We start from the raw sequence: 15,458 nt of genomic DNA, 5'->3' as shown, positions 1-15,458 counted from the left end.
AATTTTCTGGACACAGGCAGGGATTGTGAGTATAATACAAACGTGTAGTTGTATCCTTCCGGCATTGCCGGGGGAGAACACTGCCGAAAAAGCAGCGCAGGGCAAACCCTTGGCGCTGAGAGGGAAAAAGAGGATCGTAAGTGAAAGATAGAACCAAGAATACCCCGCAGGTGCTGCTGCGCCGTGCGCTGCTGGTGCTGCTGGATGCAGCCATTGTGGCATTCAGCTTTTATTTTGCCCTGCTGCTGCGGGCAGACGGTGCCGTGGAGGCCGGGTGGTGGCCCCACAACCGTGCCCTGCTGTACGAAAACCTGCCGTGGATCGTGGCGGTGTATATCGTCTGCTTCCTGGCAGGCGGGCTGTACTCGGTGCTGTGGAAGTACGCCGGCGAGCGGGATCTGATCCGCCTTGCCGGGATGATCGCCGTGCCCACCGCCGTGGTGTATGTGGTGAACCGCCGTTTTATCCACGGTGTGCTGTTTAATTCCGCCAACTGCATGGCCTCGGTGCTCATCTTTTTGTTCATCGGCGGCAGCCGCTTGGCATGGCGGCTGTTTTTGAACCATCCGCTGGGTGAGCGGATGCGCAAAGTGCCCGCCAAGGACCCCAACCGCCCGGTGTTGATCGTGGGTGCGGGCGAAGCCGGTGCATGGGCCATCAATGTGTGCAAATCCAACAAGGAATACGGCCACGCCGTGGTGGCGGTGGACGATGACCCCGCAAAGCTGAACCAGACCATCCACGGCGTGCCGGTCAAGGGCACGCTGGAGGATATCCCGGAGCTGTGCAATCGCTACGGCATCCACAGCATCATCATTGCCATCCCAACCTTAAAGGGCAGCAAGCTGAGCCACGTTATCGACCTGTGCGTCAGCACCCACTGCGCGGTGCAGCTGCTCAGTGACCCGCAGCTGGTGGGCAGCGGCGCACCCCAGCAGGAGGTGTTCCGCGAGCTGAACCCCGCCGACTTCCTCTCCCGCGAGGAGGTCACGCTGGATACCGACAAGATCTCCGGCTACCTCACCGGCAAAACGGTGCTGGTAACGGGCGGCGGCGGTTCCATCGGCAGCGAGCTGTGCCGTCAGGTCATGCGCTTCAAGCCCGGCAAGCTGCTCATCTTTGATATCTACGAAAACTGCGCCTACGAGCTGCAGATGGAACTGCAGCAGAAGTACGGCCGCGATATCCCGGTCACGGTGCTCATCGGCTCCATCCGGGATAAAAAACGTCTGGACGAGGTTTTTGATACCTACCACCCCACTGTGGTGTTCCATGCAGCGGCGCACAAGCACGTTCCGCTGATGGAGGTAAGCCCCGCCGAGGCCGTAAAGAACAATGTGCTGGGCACCAAAAACCTGCTGGTCAGTGCCAGCGAGCACGGGGTGGAGCGCTTTGTGCAGCTTTCCACCGATAAGGCCGTGAACCCCACCAGTGTCATGGGCTGCACCAAGCGCATCTGCGAAATGCTCATCCAGACCTTTGCGGGCAACACGGATATGAAGTGTGTGGCAGTGCGGTTCGGCAACGTGCTGGGCAGCCACGGCAGCGTTATCCCGCTGTTTGAAGCGCAGATCAAAAAGGGCGGGCCGGTCACTCTGACCGACCCCAACATCGTGCGCTACTTTATGACCATCCCGGAGGCAGCCCAGCTGGTGCTGCAGGCGGGTGCGCTGGCCGAAAGCGGCAATATCTATGTGCTGGATATGGGCGAGCCGGTGCGCATTATGGATCTGGCCAAGCAGCTCATCCGCTTTTACGGCTACGAGCCGGGCGTGAATATGGAGATCAAGATCGTGGGCCTGCGCCCCGGTGAAAAGCTTTACGAAGAGCTGATGATGGACGAGGAGCAGGACAAGATGCGCCGCACCCAGCACAACAAGATCTTTGTGGCAAGCCCCCGCACCATTGATCTGGCCGAGTTCTACGAGCAGCTGCAGGCGCTGGAAGCCGCTGCTGCCCACAACGATGAGGGTGTGGTGCGCCAGCTGGCGGCCATGATCCCCACCTTTACCCCCACCCGGGAGAACCTGAAACTGTAACAGCTTGAATTGCGGCACTGGGCCGCATGGGATAGATCGCAGGCCGGAACATGCCGGGCTGCGCAAAACGAGAGGGATGTTATTATGGAAAAGAAACCGTTTCTGACCGAGGCGATGGCACAGCAGATCATCGAGGATGTGCCCACGCCGTTCCACGTCTACGACGAGAAGGGCATCCGGGAGAATGTCCGCCGCATCAACAAGGCCTTCAGCTGGAACAAGGGCTTCAAGGAGTACTTTGCGGTCAAGGCACTGCCGAACCCCGTTATCCTGCAGATCCTCAAGGAGGAGGGCTGTGGTGTGGATTGCTCCTCCCTGACCGAGCTGATGCTCAGCGAGGCCTGCGGCTTTACCGGCCACGAGATCATGTTCTCCTCCAACCAGACCCCCGTGGAGGATATGCAGAAGGCCTACGAGTTGGGTGCTTATATCAATCTGGATGACGCCACCATGGTGGAGTTTCTGGAGCGGGTGGCCGGGGTGCCGCAGGAGATCTTCTGCCGCTATAACCCCGGCGGGACTTTCCAGCTGGGCGAGAGCGAAGAGGGTTTTCAGGTCATGGACAAGCCCGGCGATGCCAAGTACGGCATGACCGAGCAGCAGATGATCGACAGCTACAAAAAGCTGATGCAGAAGGGCGCAAAGCAGTTCGGCATCCATGCCTTCTTGGCCTCCAACACCATCTCGGACGCCTACTACCCGGAGCTGGCAGGCATCCTGTTCCAGCTGGCTGTCCGGGTGCAGCAGGCTACCGGTGCGCACATCAGCTACATCAACCTGTCCGGCGGCGTGGGCATCCCGTACCGCCCGGAGCAGACCGAGAACGACATCATGGCCATTGGCGAGGGTGTGCGCAAAAAGTTTGAGGAGATCCTTGTGCCTGCCGGTATGGGCGATGTGGCCATCTTCAGCGAGATGGGCCGCTTTACCACCGGCCCCTACGGCGCACTGGTGTCCACCGTCATCCACGAAAAGCACATCTATAAGGAGTACATCGGTCTGGACGCCTGCGCCGCAAACCTGATGCGCCCCGCCATGTACGGCGCTTACCACCACATCACCGTGCTGGGCAAGGAGAACGAGCCCTGCGACCACAAGTACGATGTGGTGGGTGGCCTGTGCGAGAACAACGACAAGTTTGCCGTTGACCGGATGCTGCCCAAGATCGACATCGGGGATATCCTTTACATTCACGATACCGGTGCCCACGGCTCCGCTATGGGCTACAACTACAACGGCAAACTGCACTGCGCCGAGGTGCTGCTGTGCGAGGACGGCTCTCACCGGCTGATCCGCCGCGCCCAGACCCCGCGGGATTACTTTGCAACGCTGGACTTTTTGCCCTTTATGAAGCCCCTGTTTGAGGACTGATCCGCTTTTCGTATCCTGATAAAAAAAGAGGTGTGACCCATGTTTTTTGGCTTTCAGCTTACCCTTGGCCTGATGATGGCCTTTTACGGTTTTTCGGTGATGAAAAATCCCCGCGTGTGGGGCGATCAGGGGCGCAGGGCGGTCAAGGCCGAAAACTTTGAGGAATACTGCCGCCAGAACGGCCAGTTCTTTTTAAAGGCAGGCTGCGTTGTGGCGGTGATCGGTGCACTGGATGCCCTGATTACACTGGATGCCCTGCTGTACGCTCTGCTGTACATTTTTGGTTTGGCCTTTGCCTTCTACCCCCTTACCCGCTGGTGCAAGCAGAACGAGGGCTTCTCTTGGCCGTGGCCCCACGTCCAGAGCGAGAAAAAGCGCATCAAAGAGCTGCGCCGCGAACAGCAGGCACAGGAGAACGAGGAAAAAGGGGAGAAGTGATCCCCCGGATAAAGCATAAATAGCAAAAGAACAGCTCCCGGTCACGCTGCTTAACGTGACCGGGAGCTGTTTTAGCTTACTGCTGGATAAGTGGGCGCTTACTCGGCGTCCTTCGGGTCGGTCATCAGCTCCTTGATGCTGGGCACAACGCCGCCCAGATTCTGCAGCTCAGAGGGGATGATGATCTTGGTGGCCTTGCCGTTGGCAACTTTCGCCAGCGCTTCAAGGCTGCGGATGGCCAGCACCTTGTCGCTGGGCATGGCCTCGTTCAGCAGACGGATGGCATCAGCGTTGGCCTTCTGCACAGCCAGAATGGCCTGTGCCTCGCCCTCGGCCTCCAGAATGCGCTGCTGCTTCACAGCATCGGCGCGCAGGATAGCGGCTTCCTTTTCGCCCTCGGCGGCGGTAATGGCGGCCTGCTTTTCACCGTCTGCCTTCAGGATGACGGCGCGCTTCTCGCGCTCAGCCTTCATCTGCTTTTCCATGGCTTCCTGAATCTCCCGCGGCGGGATGATGTTCTTCACCTCCACGCGGTTCACCTTGATGCCCCACTTGTCGGTGGCTTCGTCAAGGATGGCGGTGATCTTGCCGTTGATGACATCGCGGCTGGTCAGGGTGTGATCCAGCTCCATCTCACCAATGATGTTGCGCAGGGTGGTGGCGGAAAGGCTCTCGATGGCGGCAATGGGCTGGTTGACGCCGTAGGTGTACAGCTTTGCGTCCATGACCTGAAAGAACACCACCGTGTCGATCTGCATGGTCACGTTATCGCGGGTGATCACAGGCTGAGGGGGAAAGTCTGCAACCTGCTCCTTCAGGCTTACCTTTTTGGCAATGCGCTCAATAAAGGGGATCTTGACGTGCAGGCCGGCAGTCCATGTATCGGAGTAGCTGCCCAGCCGCTCAATGACATATACCTTGGACTGCGGCACAATGACGATGTTGGAAACAATGACCAGCACCAGAACAAAAACAAGCGCAAGGATGACAAAAAACAGAACCATAATACATCTCCTTTGTCAGGTGGTTGTGTGGGGGTTACGGCTTTCGGTCAAAACAGGCTCTACGATGAGCAGGGTGCTGTGGATCTCGGTAACGCGGCAAAGCGAACCGGGTGTGAGGGTGTCGCCGGGGGTGGCGCAGCGGGCGTTCCAGTCCACGCCGTCCAGCCGTACCCGGCCGGGGACCTCGGCAGTGACAGGGGAAAGCACGATGGCCTCCCGTCCCAGATTGCGGTCGCCGTTGGTGGCGGTATGCTTGAGCCGCAGCTTTGCCGCCAGCGGGCGGAAGGCTGCCAGACACAGGATGCTTACCACCAGAAAGACCACTGCCTGCACCCGGAACGACCCGGTGAACACGCAGCACAGCAATGCGGCGGCAGAGCCGATGGCAAACCAGATGGAGGTCATATTAAAGGTACTGGCCTCCAGTGCCAGAAAGCCCACGGCTGCAGCCAGCCAGAGAATGGGGGAGATCTGCATGGTATGTTACCTCCTTATGCTGCTATTATACGGCATCCCCTTGGGGGAAGGTCAAGAGCTTTTTACTGGAACGTTGCACAGAAAACAAAATATAGACAAAAATGGGAAAAAAGCCCGTAAATCACTGCGTCCCACCCTGTGAAAAAAGTAAGTCGGGAGGCTCCGCAGAGCCTCCCGACTTACAAATAAAGAATAGGATCCCGCTATGGATGCTCAGAGCGTAAGCGGAGAGCATTTTAAATGGTTACAGCCTCGCAGGCATCACTGGATATCGTAGTAGCTGTGGTTGGGGTTGTGGCCGTTTTCCTCCACCACGATGGTAAAGCCCATGGGGTTTACCTCAGTGTGCTTGCCGGAAGCCAGCGGCTCCACGATGATGTGCTCAGAGCGGTTCACAATGATTTCCGCAGTCTCGGTCTTACCGATGCGCTGGTAGTGCAAAATGCCGTCCTCGGCCCGCAGCACCCGCAGCTCACCGGTGCGGAAGGCCTCGCAACTGTGGCGCAGCTGCGCCAGCTGTGCCAGCACCGGGCGCAGACGCTCCTCGTGGCTGTCCCAGCAGAAGAAGGCGCGGTTGAAGGGGTCGCGGTAGCCCTGCATCCCGATCTCGTCGCCGTAGTACAGGCAGGGCACGCCGGGCAGAGTGTAGATGATGGCATAGGCCATGCGCAGGCGCAGCATCCCTTCCTCGTAGGCTTCGCCGGTCACGCTGCGGCCGCTCTGCCACTCCCGGCCGCGTCCGTTGGCGGGCTCGTCCGCGATCACGGTCAAAGCACGCTCAGTGTCGTGGGTGGACAGGAAATTCAGTGCCGTGTTGATGGCAGGGGCAGGGTAGTGCTCGCAGATGGAAAGGATCTCGTTGGCGGCCTGCTGGGCAGGCTTGCCTTTTACAAAATCCAGCACGGAGTTCTTGAAGGGGTAGTTCATCACGCTGTCCAGCCCCTTGCCCAACAGGTAGGTGCGGCGGTGGTCAAAGCCGAACTTGGTGGTGGCGTCCTCCCACACCTCGCCCAGCAAGAACTTCTCCGGGCTTACCCGCTTGACGGCGGTGCGGATCTTCTCGATAAACGCGTCCGGCAGCTCATCGGCCACATCCAGACGGAAGCCGGCAGCACCACGGCGCAGCCATGTGTCGATCACGCCGCCCTCGCCGGTGATGAACTCCACAAAGGAGGGGGTCTCCTCGTTGACCTCCGGCAGGGTCTCAAAGCCCCACCAGCTGCAGTAGCCGCCCTTGTACTTGGGGTCAAAATCATACCAGCTGCGGTAAGGGGAGTTGGGGTCGCGGTAAGCGCCGCCCTCGCCGTAGCGTCCCTCGCGGTTGAAGTACCGGCTGTCGGAGCCGGTGTGGCTGAACACACCGTCCAGCACGATGCCGATGCCGTACTTGGCGGCCTCGCGGCAAAGCACCTCAAACTCCTCGTTGGTGCCCAGCAGCGGGTCCACGTTCAGGTAGTCGGCGGTGTTGTAGCGGTGGTTGGAGTGCGCCTCAAAGATGGGGTTCAGGTACAGGTAATCCACGCCCATCTCCCGCAGGTAGGGGAGCTTGATGCGGATGCCCTCCAGATCACCGCCGAAGTAGTCCTCGTTCAGGTGGCCGCCGGTCTCGTTGGGCTGCCAGAAAGGCTCGGCGTGCTTATCGGCCTGATACAGCCGGTCCGGGAAGGGCATGGGCTTGTTCTCAATGCCCTCACAGAACCGGTCCGGGAAGATCTGGTAGAACACCTTGCCCTTGATGCACTCCGGCGTCTGGAAATCCGGCTCGTAGACCGTGATCTGCCAGCTTTCGCCCTCCTGCCAGCTGACTACGCCGCAGTTGTCGGCCCCGCGCACGATGCGGCGGAAGTCAGTATACAGGTCAAAGTAATAGAAGTATAGGCCCGGGTCGCCCAGCACGACATCCACCGAAAAGTGGTTCTGGTGGGGGGTCTGGCCGTCAAATTTCATGCGGTAGTGCACGGGCACATCGTATTTGCCCTCCTTTTGCAGTACAAGGTGCGGGTCCACATAGCCCAGCTCCTCGGGGATGCACAGGGCTAGGTGCACGGTCTGCCCGGCGCGCACGGCACCAAAGGGCTGCTTAAAGTAGGGGTCGTAGCTGTTGAACAGACAAGACAAAAAAGATCGTCCTTTCTCAAAAAAGCCCCGGCGGGCGAAATGCCACCGGGGCTTTGCGGTTTTACAGGGGAAAATTACTTGCCCATGGGCACGGGGGAAGCGTACCAGATATCGCGGGCGTAATCCAGCACGGCGCGGTCTGCGCTGAAGATGCCGCTGTTGGCAATGTTCTTCAGGCTCATGCGCGCCCAGGTCTCGCGGTCAGCATACAGCTTCTGCAGGTCGGCCTGTGCACGGCGGTAGTCCTTGAAGTCGGCCATGACCATGTACGGGTCGCTGCTGCGCAGGTTCTCGGTGACCTCGTGGAAGTTCTCGCCGTTCCAGCCGCGCTCCAGGAAGTTCAGGGCGCTGTTAGCAACGTCGTCGCCCATGATAAAGGCGTTGGGGTGGTAGCCCACCCGCTTCAGGTTGTTCACCTCAGGGGTCAGCATACCGAAGATCAGCTCGTTCTCCTTGCCGGCAGCATCGGCGATCTCCACATTTGCACCGTCCAGAGTGCCCAGCGTGATCGCACCGTTCAGCATGAACTTCATGTTGCCGGTACCGGAAGCCTCGGTGCCTGCCAGAGAGATCTGCTCAGAAACCTCGGCAGCGGGCATCAGGTGCTCGCTCAGGGAGACGCAGTACTCTTCCAGATAGACCACGCGCAGCTTGTCGCGCACGGCGGGGTCGTTGTTGATCAGATCGCCCAGCTTGCAGATCATGCGGATCATCTGTTTTGCCATGTAGTAGCCGGGAGCAGCCTTTGCGCCGAAGATGTAGGTCTTGGGGATAAAGTCAGCGTTGGGGTTCTCCTTCAGGTACAGGTACTGTGCAGCGATGTTCAGCGCATTCAGGTGCTGGCGCTTGTACTCGTGCATACGCTTGACCTGGCAGTCAAAGATGGAATTGGGGTCGATGACCTGACCGGTGCTCTTTGCCAGATAGCTTGCAAAGTCCTTCTTGTTGGCCAGCTTGATCTCGTTCAGCTTCTTCAGCACGGTCTTGTCGTCGGCGTACTTGTTCAGCTTGGTCAGATCAGAAGCATCGTGCTTGTAGCCGTCGCCGATGGTCTCGTCCAGCAGCTTGCACAGGCCGGGGTTAGAGGCCAGCAGCCAGCGGCGGTATGCAATGCCGTTGGTCACGTTCTTAAAGGCGTTGGGCTTGAACAGGTAGTAATCGTGGAAAACGCTCTCCTTGATGATCTCACTGTGCAGCTTGGAAACGCCGTTGATGCTGTTGGCGGTGTAGGCGCAGATATTGGCCATGCGCACCTGATTGTCGCCGATCAGTGCCATGTAGTCGATCTTGCCCTGATCGCCGGGGAAGGCCTTTGCCAGCTCCTCGCGGGCGCGGCGGTCCATCTCCACCACGATCTGGTAGATGCGGGGCAGGGTCATCTTGAAGATGTCCACGTTCCACTTCTCCAGAGCTTCGGCCATAACGGTGTGGTTGGTGTAGGAGAACACCTTCTGGCAGATGCTGAAGGCCTTGTCCCAGTCAAAGCCGCACTCATCCAGCAGGATGCGCATCATCTCGGGGATGGCCAGGGTGGGGTGGGTGTCGTTCAGCTGAATGGCGACCTTGTCGGGCAGGTTCTCCAGCGTAGCGTAGCTGGACAGGTGGTTCTGCACGATATCGCCGATAGAAGCAGCGGACAGGAAGTACTGCTGACGCAGGCGCAGGATCTTGCCCTCAACGTGGTTGTCGTTGGGGTACAGCACCTTGGAGATGAGCTCAGCGTTGGCGTTCTTGCTCATAGCAGTGTTGTAGTTGCCCAGAGAGAAGCTGGACATATCAAAGTCCGGGGCCTTTGCCTGCCACAGACGCAGCTTTGCAACGCCCTTTCCATCGTAGCCCTGCACATACATATCGGAGGGAATGGCCATGACGCTGTTGTAGTTGGTGTGCTGGATGTAATGGAAGCCGTTGTCCCAGTTCTCATGGATCTCGCCGTCAAAGCGGATCTCCACAGCCTGATCCGGGTGGCTCTTCAGCCACACCTGACCGCCGGGCAGCCAGTTGTCGGCGCGCTCCTGCTGCCAGCCGTCCACGATCTTCTGCTTGAAGATGCCGTACTCGTACAGGATGGAGTAGCCGGTGCCGCAGATATCGGTGGTGGCCATGCCGTCCAGATAGCAGGCAGCCAGACGGCCCAGACCGCCGTTGCCCAGGCCTGCATCGGGCTCTTCCTCAAAAATGCTGTCCAGATTGATGTCGGCGTCGGCCAGTGCCTTCTTGGCAACCTCGTCCAGACCCAGATTGAACAGGCTCATCTTCAGGCTGCGGCCCATCAAAAACTCCATGCAGAGGTAGTAGACCTGCTTGGTGCCGGTGCCGATAGCCTTGGACTGGAACTTTTTGTGGTTCTCGCTCATCATCTGACGGCAGATCAGAGCCAGAGAACGGTAGATCTGCTGGTTGGAGGCAACATTCAGCTCCACACCGTACTCACTGGTGAGCTTGTCCTGAAGAATTTTGCCAAATTCTTTTGATGTCATAGTGTGCTCCTATCCGCATAAGCGTTTGCTTTGCTAAAATAATTGAGTAGATAATAGCAGCAGAAACGTTCCCTCTTTCGCCCGGCTGCCAACATAACAAAGTTATTATAATATGAACGATTTATAAATGCAAGGAAACAGGCGCTTTTTTTCCGTAACTGCTATTTTTTCAGGCCACTTTCTGACAAATATGCCGAAATTTCAAAAATTCCACTTTTTCTTGCGGCGTATTTATATTATAATAGAAGGCAGAACTGAGCCGCGAAACGTTTTTCGGGGAGTAATTCCGGCAGTAATGGCACAGGAAACTCCGCCGAAACGTTTTCGGAAGCCGAAACGTTACCGGGAACGATACCAAATCCCGGTAAAATGCAGAACAAACGGCCTTGCGCCGTACAGATACAGGAAAAAAGGGGAAAACACCATGGTAAACAAGGTAAGGGTCAACATTGCAGGCACACCGTATGCCATCGCCACCACAGATTCGGAAAAGTACATCCTGGGTCTTGCCAAAAAGCTGGACGAGGACATCACAAAGCTGCTGGACACCAACGATAACCTCTCGGTGACCAAGGCGGCGGTGTTCTGCGCGATGGATTATCTGGACGAATACCGCAAGAGCACCGGCAGCGCCGAGAATATGCGCAGCCAGATTCAGGACTACATTGCAGATGCAGCCCGGGCAAAGCTGGCTGAGGACAAGGCACTGGCGGAAAACGCCGTGCTGCGCCGGGAAGCTGCCGCCCTGCGGGAGCAGCTGGCCAAGGAGCGCCAGCGCGAGACCCGCCGGGAGGAGCGCGCCGCCCGGGCTGCGGCAGAGACTGCACAGGAGCAGCCCGCCCCGGAAGCCCCGGCGGCAGACAGTGCGCAGACAGACGAGACCAACTGAACGTACCTTATATAAATAGAAGTCAGAATATAAATAGAAGTCAGAAGGAGAACTATGGCAAGGATCGAGATCTTAGCCCCGGTGGGCAGTGAAGAAATGCTCCGCGCTGCGGTGTTCAGCGGCGCAGACGCAGTATATCTGGGCTTTTCGGGCTTCAACGCCCGCACGGGTGCCGGCAACTTTGACGCAGACAGTCTGCAGGAAGCCGTGCGCTTCTGCCACGCCCGGGGCGTGGCGGTGCACGTTGCGCTGAATACGACCGTGTATGGCACCGAGCTGCCTGCGCTGGAGCAGGCTATCCGCGCAGTAGCAGCCAGCGGCGCGGATGCAGTCATCTGTCAGGATCTGGCAGTGGCTACTTTAATTGGTAAAATCGCCCCGCAGCTGCCCCGGCACGGCTCCACCCAGATGAGCGTCCACACCCTGCAGGGTGCACTGGAGCTGAAGGAGCTGGGCTTTACCCGGGTGGTGCTGGCGCGTGAGCTGAGTCTGCCCGAGGTGGAGCACATCACAAAGCACTGCGGCATCGAGACCGAGTGCTTCATCCACGGTGCGCTGTGCATGAGCGTGAGCGGCCAGTGCTATATGTCCGCCTTTCTGGGCGGGCGCAGCGGCAACCGCGGTTCCTGTGCGGGCCCCTGCCGTCTGCCCTTTGAAGCCAATGCCCTGCCGGAAGGCAAGCCCGGACGGCTGCACCACCTCTCCCTCAAGGATAACTCCGCCATCGACAAGCTGGACAAGCTGCAGGCGCTTGGCGTAGCATCGGCAAAAATCGAGGGCCGTCTCCGCACGCCGGAGTATGTGGCAGCGGCGGTCAGTGCCTGTCTGGCAGGCCGCGAGGGCCGCGCCTACGACCGCGACCTGCTGAAGAACGCCTTCAGCCGCTCCGGTTTCACCTCCGGCTATCTAGACGGAAAAATCGACGGTACCATGTTCGGTGTGCGCAGCGAAGCTGACGCCGAGCTGACCAAAAAGACCCTGCCCATGCTGCGTGAGCTTTACCGCCGCGAGCGCTCCCGTGTGCCGGTGCAGATGAAACTGGAGATCGAGGAGGGCGGCGAAAAGCTGACCGTCACCGATGCTGATGGCAACAAAGCCTTTGCCTATGGGGATGCCGAGCCGCAGCCCGCCCGCACCGACCCTACCGAGAGCCTGAACCGCAGTTTGGCAAAGACCGGCGGCACCCCCTTTACGGCGGAGAAGATCACTGTGGAAATGGACGGCGGGCCGTGGTTCATCCCCGGCAGTGCCGTAAACGAGCTGCGTCGCGAAGCGCTGGATGCCCTGCTCAAAAAGCGGGAGGCGCTGCGTCCTTGGCCCACCACCGAGGAGCACGTCGCCGCCCTGCCGCAGCGCACTCTGCCGCCCCGCCGCACCCTGCGTGCCCGGTTCGAGCGCTGGGAACAGGTGCCGGAGCGGGCACTTGACGGGGTGGAATATCTCATTCTGCCCATTGCGCAGGCCGACCGTGTGCCCCTGGAGTGGCGGGCAAAGACCCTTCTGGAGCTGCCCCGGGTCATGTTCGGTGCGCTGGAGCAGGACACTGCCCGCCGCATTGCTGCCACGCAGGACGCGGGCTTTGCCGGATACGAGGTCAGTAACATCGCCCATCTGCGGCTGTGCCGCGGCCTGCCCATGACCGGCGGCTTTGGACTGAACATCACCAACAATGTGGCGGCACAGTTCTATGCAGAGCAGGGACTTTCCAGCCTGCTCATCCTGCCGGAGGTAAAAGACAGCGATATTGCGTCCATTGCGCCCACCCGGAACGGTAAGCCTGTGCCCACCGGCGTGATGATCTACGGTCATATGCCGCTGATGCTCACCCGCGCCTGCCCGCTGCAAAACATCCATGACTGTGCCCACTGCGATAAGACCGGCGTGCTGACCGACCGCAAGGCCAAAAAGTTCCCGGTGCGGTGCGGCCTTGGAGTGCGCACCATCTATAACCCGGTGCCCATCTACATGGGTGATAAGCCCGGCGCACTGGCGGTGGACTATGGCGTGGCCTACTTTACGCTGGAATCCCGCGAGGAAGCGGCGCAGATCTTGGACAGCATCCGCACCCACGCCCCCTTTGAGGGCGATTTTACCCGCGGTCTGTATTTTAAGGGTACAAACTGACAAAACACCGGAAGTGCCCCAAGCTTTGCCTGTGAAAAAAGAAAAACGAAACGAGGTTATACGATGGAACCCATCACTGTAAAATATAAGGTACTGGATGCCCGGGCAAAAGTGCCCGCCTATGCCACCCCCGGCGCAGCTGCCGCTGACCTGTGCGCTGTGCTGGACGCACCACTGACCGTTGCCCCCATGCAGCGGGTGCTGGTGCCCACCGGCCTTGCCATCGAGCTGCCCGGCGCCCATAGTGTGGCGCTGGTGTATGCCCGCAGCGGCTTGTCCATCAAGCACGGCCTGTGCATGGCCAACGGCGTGGGTGTGGTGGACAGCGACTACCGCGGCGAGCTGAAGGTGCCCATGGTCAATCTGGGTGCCGAGGCATATACCATCCAGCCCGGCGAGCGGGTAGCGCAGCTGTGCATCGCCCCGGTGTACACCGCCGCCTTTGTGCCCGCCGAGGAGCTGGGCGACACCCAGCGCGGTGTGGGCGGCTTTGGCTCTACCGGAAAATAACCCTCTTCGTCAATGCTTCGCATTGACACCCGAGAGGGGAGAATTTAAAAGAGTAAACCGATTGATGAAAAAAGCTCTCCCCTTCGGGAGAGCGGTCACCGCAGGTGACTGAGAGGGTTTTATGAATCATTTGATCTTAGCCTCTGGCAGCCCCCGCAGACGGGAGCTGCTTTCCCTGTACACCACCGATTTCACGGTCTGTGTCAGCGATTTTGATGAGAGCGCCGTCACTGCCCCCACTCCGGCGCAGCTGGTGGAGCAACTGGCCATCGGCAAGTGCCTTGCGGTGGCAAAACAGCACCCGGATGCCGTGGTCATCGGCTGCGACACCGTGGTGGACGTGGACGGCGCTGTGTTCGGCAAGCCCCATGACGCAGAGGATGCCAAGCGGATGCTGCGTGCGCTCTCCGGCAAGACCCATCAGGTGCACACCGGCGTGTGCATTGCAAAAGGGGACAGGGCAGAGCATTTTGTGGACAGCTGCAAGGTGACCTTTTTCCAGCTGGGGGAGGAAGAAATCGCGTTCTACGCTGCTACCCCGGAGCCCTACGATAAGGCCGGTGCCTATGCCATTCAGGGGCGCGCGGCCCTGTGGCTGGACCGCATCGAGGGCGACTATTACACCATTATGGGGCTGCCGGTCAGCCGCACCGTACAGACGCTGGCGCATTTTTTGTGAGAAAAATGGAAAAATGATAGAAAACTTGCCGAAACGCTTGAGAAATGGAGCACTTGCGGCTATAATAGAACTGTGTTATTCTGCGCAGGAGGGACTGTTTGCAGCAGGCCGTCCGGCATTCTGGGATAGATTTAAGGAACGATCGTAAGGAGATTTGGAACAATGAGTTTTCTGTCAAAGGACGTTGGCATTGATTTGGGTACTGCCAATACTCTGGTCTACATGAAGGGCAAGGGCATCATCATGCGCGAGCCCTCGGTCGTGGCGGTGGACACCAAGACCGACGAGGTGCGCTGCGTGGGCGGCGAGGCAAAGGCTGTCATCGGCCGTACCCCCGGCAGCATCGTGGCGGTGCGTCCCCTGAAGGACGGCGTCATCGCCGATTTCGACATCACGGCCAATATGCTGGAGAACTTCCTCAAAAAGGCCTGCGGAAACAGTATGTTCTCCCGTCCCCGGGTGGTCATCTGCATTCCCTCCGGCGTTACCGAGGTGGAGCGCCGCGCTGTGCGCGAGGCTACCCTGAAGGCTGGTGCCCGTCAGGTGTCTGTCATTGAGGAGCCCATGGCAGCTGCCATCGGTGCAGGCCTGCCCATCAGCGAGCCCACCGGCAGCATGATCGTGGATATCGGCGGCGGCACGGCGGAGATCGCCGTCATCTCTCTGGGCGGTATTGTGGCTTCCCGCAGCGTGCGCATGGCCGGTGATATGTTCGATCAGGCCATCATCGCTTTCATCAAGCGCAAGTACAACCTGCTCATCGGTGAGCGTACTGCCGAGCAGATCAAAATCGAGATCGGCTCTGCCTATGCACTGGACCCGGAGCTGACCATGGAGATCAAGGGCCGCAACCTTGTAGACGGTCTGCCCAAGAACATCGTGGTGCACTCTGAGGATGTGCGCGGCGCGCTGCTGGAGTGTCTGGTCAAGATCACCACCGCCATCAAGGAGACGCTGGAGCGCACCCCGCCGGAACTGAGCGCAGATATCATCGACCGCGGCATCACCCTGACCGGCGGCGGCGCTTTGCTGCGCGGCCTGGATCAGCTGATCCAGAGCGAGACCGGCATTGATGTGCATATTGCGGAGGACCCGCTGGACTGCGTGGCCAAGGGTGCCGGTGCAGTGCTGGATCATGTGGATGTGCTGCATGACGTGCTGGACACCGATGGAGGACATATGTAAGAGCGGCTCTCTGCGGAGAGTGTTGCTCAGAATGCGGAAAAGTTTCAGACACAGCAGCTGTGCGTTTTTCCGCTGCAAACACTGCATCTTGCGCGGATGGCACGGCTGTCCGCGCTTTTTTCATGCAAAGGCCTGCGGTAGGGC

12 protein-coding genes are annotated in these 15,458 nt (G+C 59.2%); 8 read left to right on the top strand and 4 right to left on the bottom strand.

Annotated elements, in window-relative coordinates; genetic code table 11:
• Positions 1-140 precede the first annotated feature (140 nt).
• The 3 genes from MTP43_RS08650 (at position 141) to MTP43_RS08640 (ending at position 3,848) form a co-directional block, all read left to right on the top strand.
• Positions 141-2,039, top strand: a complete 1,899-nt coding sequence (locus MTP43_RS08650; RefSeq protein WP_097783602.1) for a polysaccharide biosynthesis protein — start codon at positions 141-143, stop codon at positions 2,037-2,039.
• Between the two features lie 84 nt (positions 2,040-2,123).
• On the top strand, positions 2,124-3,410 hold the full coding sequence (locus MTP43_RS08645; RefSeq protein ID WP_005923463.1) for a diaminopimelate decarboxylase: 1,287 nt from the start codon (positions 2,124-2,126) through the stop codon (positions 3,408-3,410).
• A gap of 39 nt (positions 3,411-3,449) precedes the next feature.
• On the top strand, positions 3,450-3,848 hold the full coding sequence (locus MTP43_RS08640; RefSeq protein WP_005923466.1) for a hypothetical protein: 399 nt from the start codon (positions 3,450-3,452) through the stop codon (positions 3,846-3,848).
• Positions 3,849-3,946: 98 nt separating this feature from the next.
• On the opposite strand, the gene MTP43_RS08635 is transcribed toward MTP43_RS08640, so the two are convergent.
• From MTP43_RS08635 to MTP43_RS08620, 4 genes are all read right to left on the bottom strand, one after another.
• Positions 3,947-4,852 carry an SPFH domain-containing protein gene (locus tag MTP43_RS08635; RefSeq protein ID WP_005923470.1) on the bottom strand — a complete coding sequence of 302 codons (906 nt, stop codon included), beginning with the start codon at positions 4,850-4,852 and terminating at the stop codon, positions 3,947-3,949.
• 15 nt (positions 4,853-4,867) lie between these two features.
• Positions 4,868-5,329: an NfeD family protein gene (locus MTP43_RS08630; RefSeq protein WP_005923474.1), complete on the bottom strand. Its 462-nt coding sequence runs from the start codon at positions 5,327-5,329 to the stop codon at positions 4,868-4,870.
• 261 nt (positions 5,330-5,590) lie between these two features.
• On the bottom strand, positions 5,591-7,447 hold the full coding sequence (locus MTP43_RS08625) for a glycoside hydrolase family 13 protein (RefSeq protein WP_249234741.1): 1,857 nt from the start codon (positions 7,445-7,447) through the stop codon (positions 5,591-5,593).
• Positions 7,448-7,521: 74 nt separating this feature from the next.
• Positions 7,522-9,927, bottom strand: coding sequence for a glycogen/starch/alpha-glucan phosphorylase (locus MTP43_RS08620; protein ID WP_015537872.1), 2,406 nt, complete (start codon positions 9,925-9,927; stop codon positions 7,522-7,524).
• A 424-nt stretch (positions 9,928-10,351) separates the two neighbouring features.
• On the opposite strand from MTP43_RS08620, the gene MTP43_RS08615 reads away from it, so the two are divergent.
• The 5 genes from MTP43_RS08615 (at position 10,352) to MTP43_RS08595 (ending at position 15,314) form a co-directional block, all read left to right on the top strand.
• Positions 10,352-10,816 (top strand): cell division protein ZapA, encoded by a 465-nt coding sequence (locus tag MTP43_RS08615; RefSeq protein ID WP_097783605.1) that lies wholly within the window; start codon positions 10,352-10,354, stop codon positions 10,814-10,816.
• 54 nt (positions 10,817-10,870) lie between these two features.
• The gene (locus MTP43_RS08610; RefSeq protein ID WP_117526295.1) at positions 10,871-12,940 is read left to right on the top strand and encodes a U32 family peptidase; all 2,070 of its coding nucleotides are present in this window, start codon (positions 10,871-10,873) and stop codon (positions 12,938-12,940) included.
• 63 nt (positions 12,941-13,003) lie between these two features.
• Positions 13,004-13,450, top strand: a complete 447-nt coding sequence (gene dut / locus MTP43_RS08605) for a dUTP diphosphatase (RefSeq protein WP_005923491.1) — start codon at positions 13,004-13,006, stop codon at positions 13,448-13,450.
• Between the two features lie 121 nt (positions 13,451-13,571).
• On the top strand, positions 13,572-14,129 hold the full coding sequence (locus tag MTP43_RS08600) for a Maf family protein (RefSeq protein WP_117526294.1): 558 nt from the start codon (positions 13,572-13,574) through the stop codon (positions 14,127-14,129).
• Between the two features lie 162 nt (positions 14,130-14,291).
• Positions 14,292-15,314, top strand: a complete 1,023-nt coding sequence (locus MTP43_RS08595) for a rod shape-determining protein (protein ID WP_005923497.1) — start codon at positions 14,292-14,294, stop codon at positions 15,312-15,314.
• Positions 15,315-15,458: the final 144 nt, after the last annotated feature.

Source organism: Faecalibacterium sp. IP-1-18 (genome assembly GCF_023347355.1).
GTDB lineage: Bacteria > Bacillota > Clostridia > Oscillospirales > Ruminococcaceae > Faecalibacterium > Faecalibacterium prausnitzii.
Note: the sequence above shows the minus strand (reverse complement) of the source record. Positions and strands in the feature narration are given on the sequence as shown.

Excerpts from the sequence above, each read along its gene's own strand:
- MTP43_RS08630 (WP_005923474.1), bottom strand. The coding sequence starts at position 5,329 with ATGCAGATCTCCCCCATTCTCTGGCTGGCTGCAGCCGTGGGCTTTCTG.
- dut (WP_005923491.1), top strand. The coding sequence starts at position 13,004 with ATGGAACCCATCACTGTAAAATATAAGGTACTGGATGCCCGGGCAAAA.
- MTP43_RS08635 (WP_005923470.1), bottom strand. The coding sequence starts at position 4,852 with ATGGTTCTGTTTTTTGTCATCCTTGCGCTTGTTTTTGTTCTGGTGCTG.
- MTP43_RS08600 (WP_117526294.1), top strand. The coding sequence starts at position 13,572 with ATGAATCATTTGATCTTAGCCTCTGGCAGCCCCCGCAGACGGGAGCTG.
- MTP43_RS08610 (WP_117526295.1), top strand. The coding sequence starts at position 10,871 with ATGGCAAGGATCGAGATCTTAGCCCCGGTGGGCAGTGAAGAAATGCTC.
- MTP43_RS08620 (WP_015537872.1), bottom strand. The coding sequence starts at position 9,927 with ATGACATCAAAAGAATTTGGCAAAATTCTTCAGGACAAGCTCACCAGT.
- MTP43_RS08595 (WP_005923497.1), top strand. The coding sequence starts at position 14,292 with ATGAGTTTTCTGTCAAAGGACGTTGGCATTGATTTGGGTACTGCCAAT.
- MTP43_RS08645 (WP_005923463.1), top strand. The coding sequence starts at position 2,124 with ATGGAAAAGAAACCGTTTCTGACCGAGGCGATGGCACAGCAGATCATC.
- MTP43_RS08615 (WP_097783605.1), top strand. The coding sequence starts at position 10,352 with ATGGTAAACAAGGTAAGGGTCAACATTGCAGGCACACCGTATGCCATC.
- MTP43_RS08640 (WP_005923466.1), top strand. The coding sequence starts at position 3,450 with ATGTTTTTTGGCTTTCAGCTTACCCTTGGCCTGATGATGGCCTTTTAC.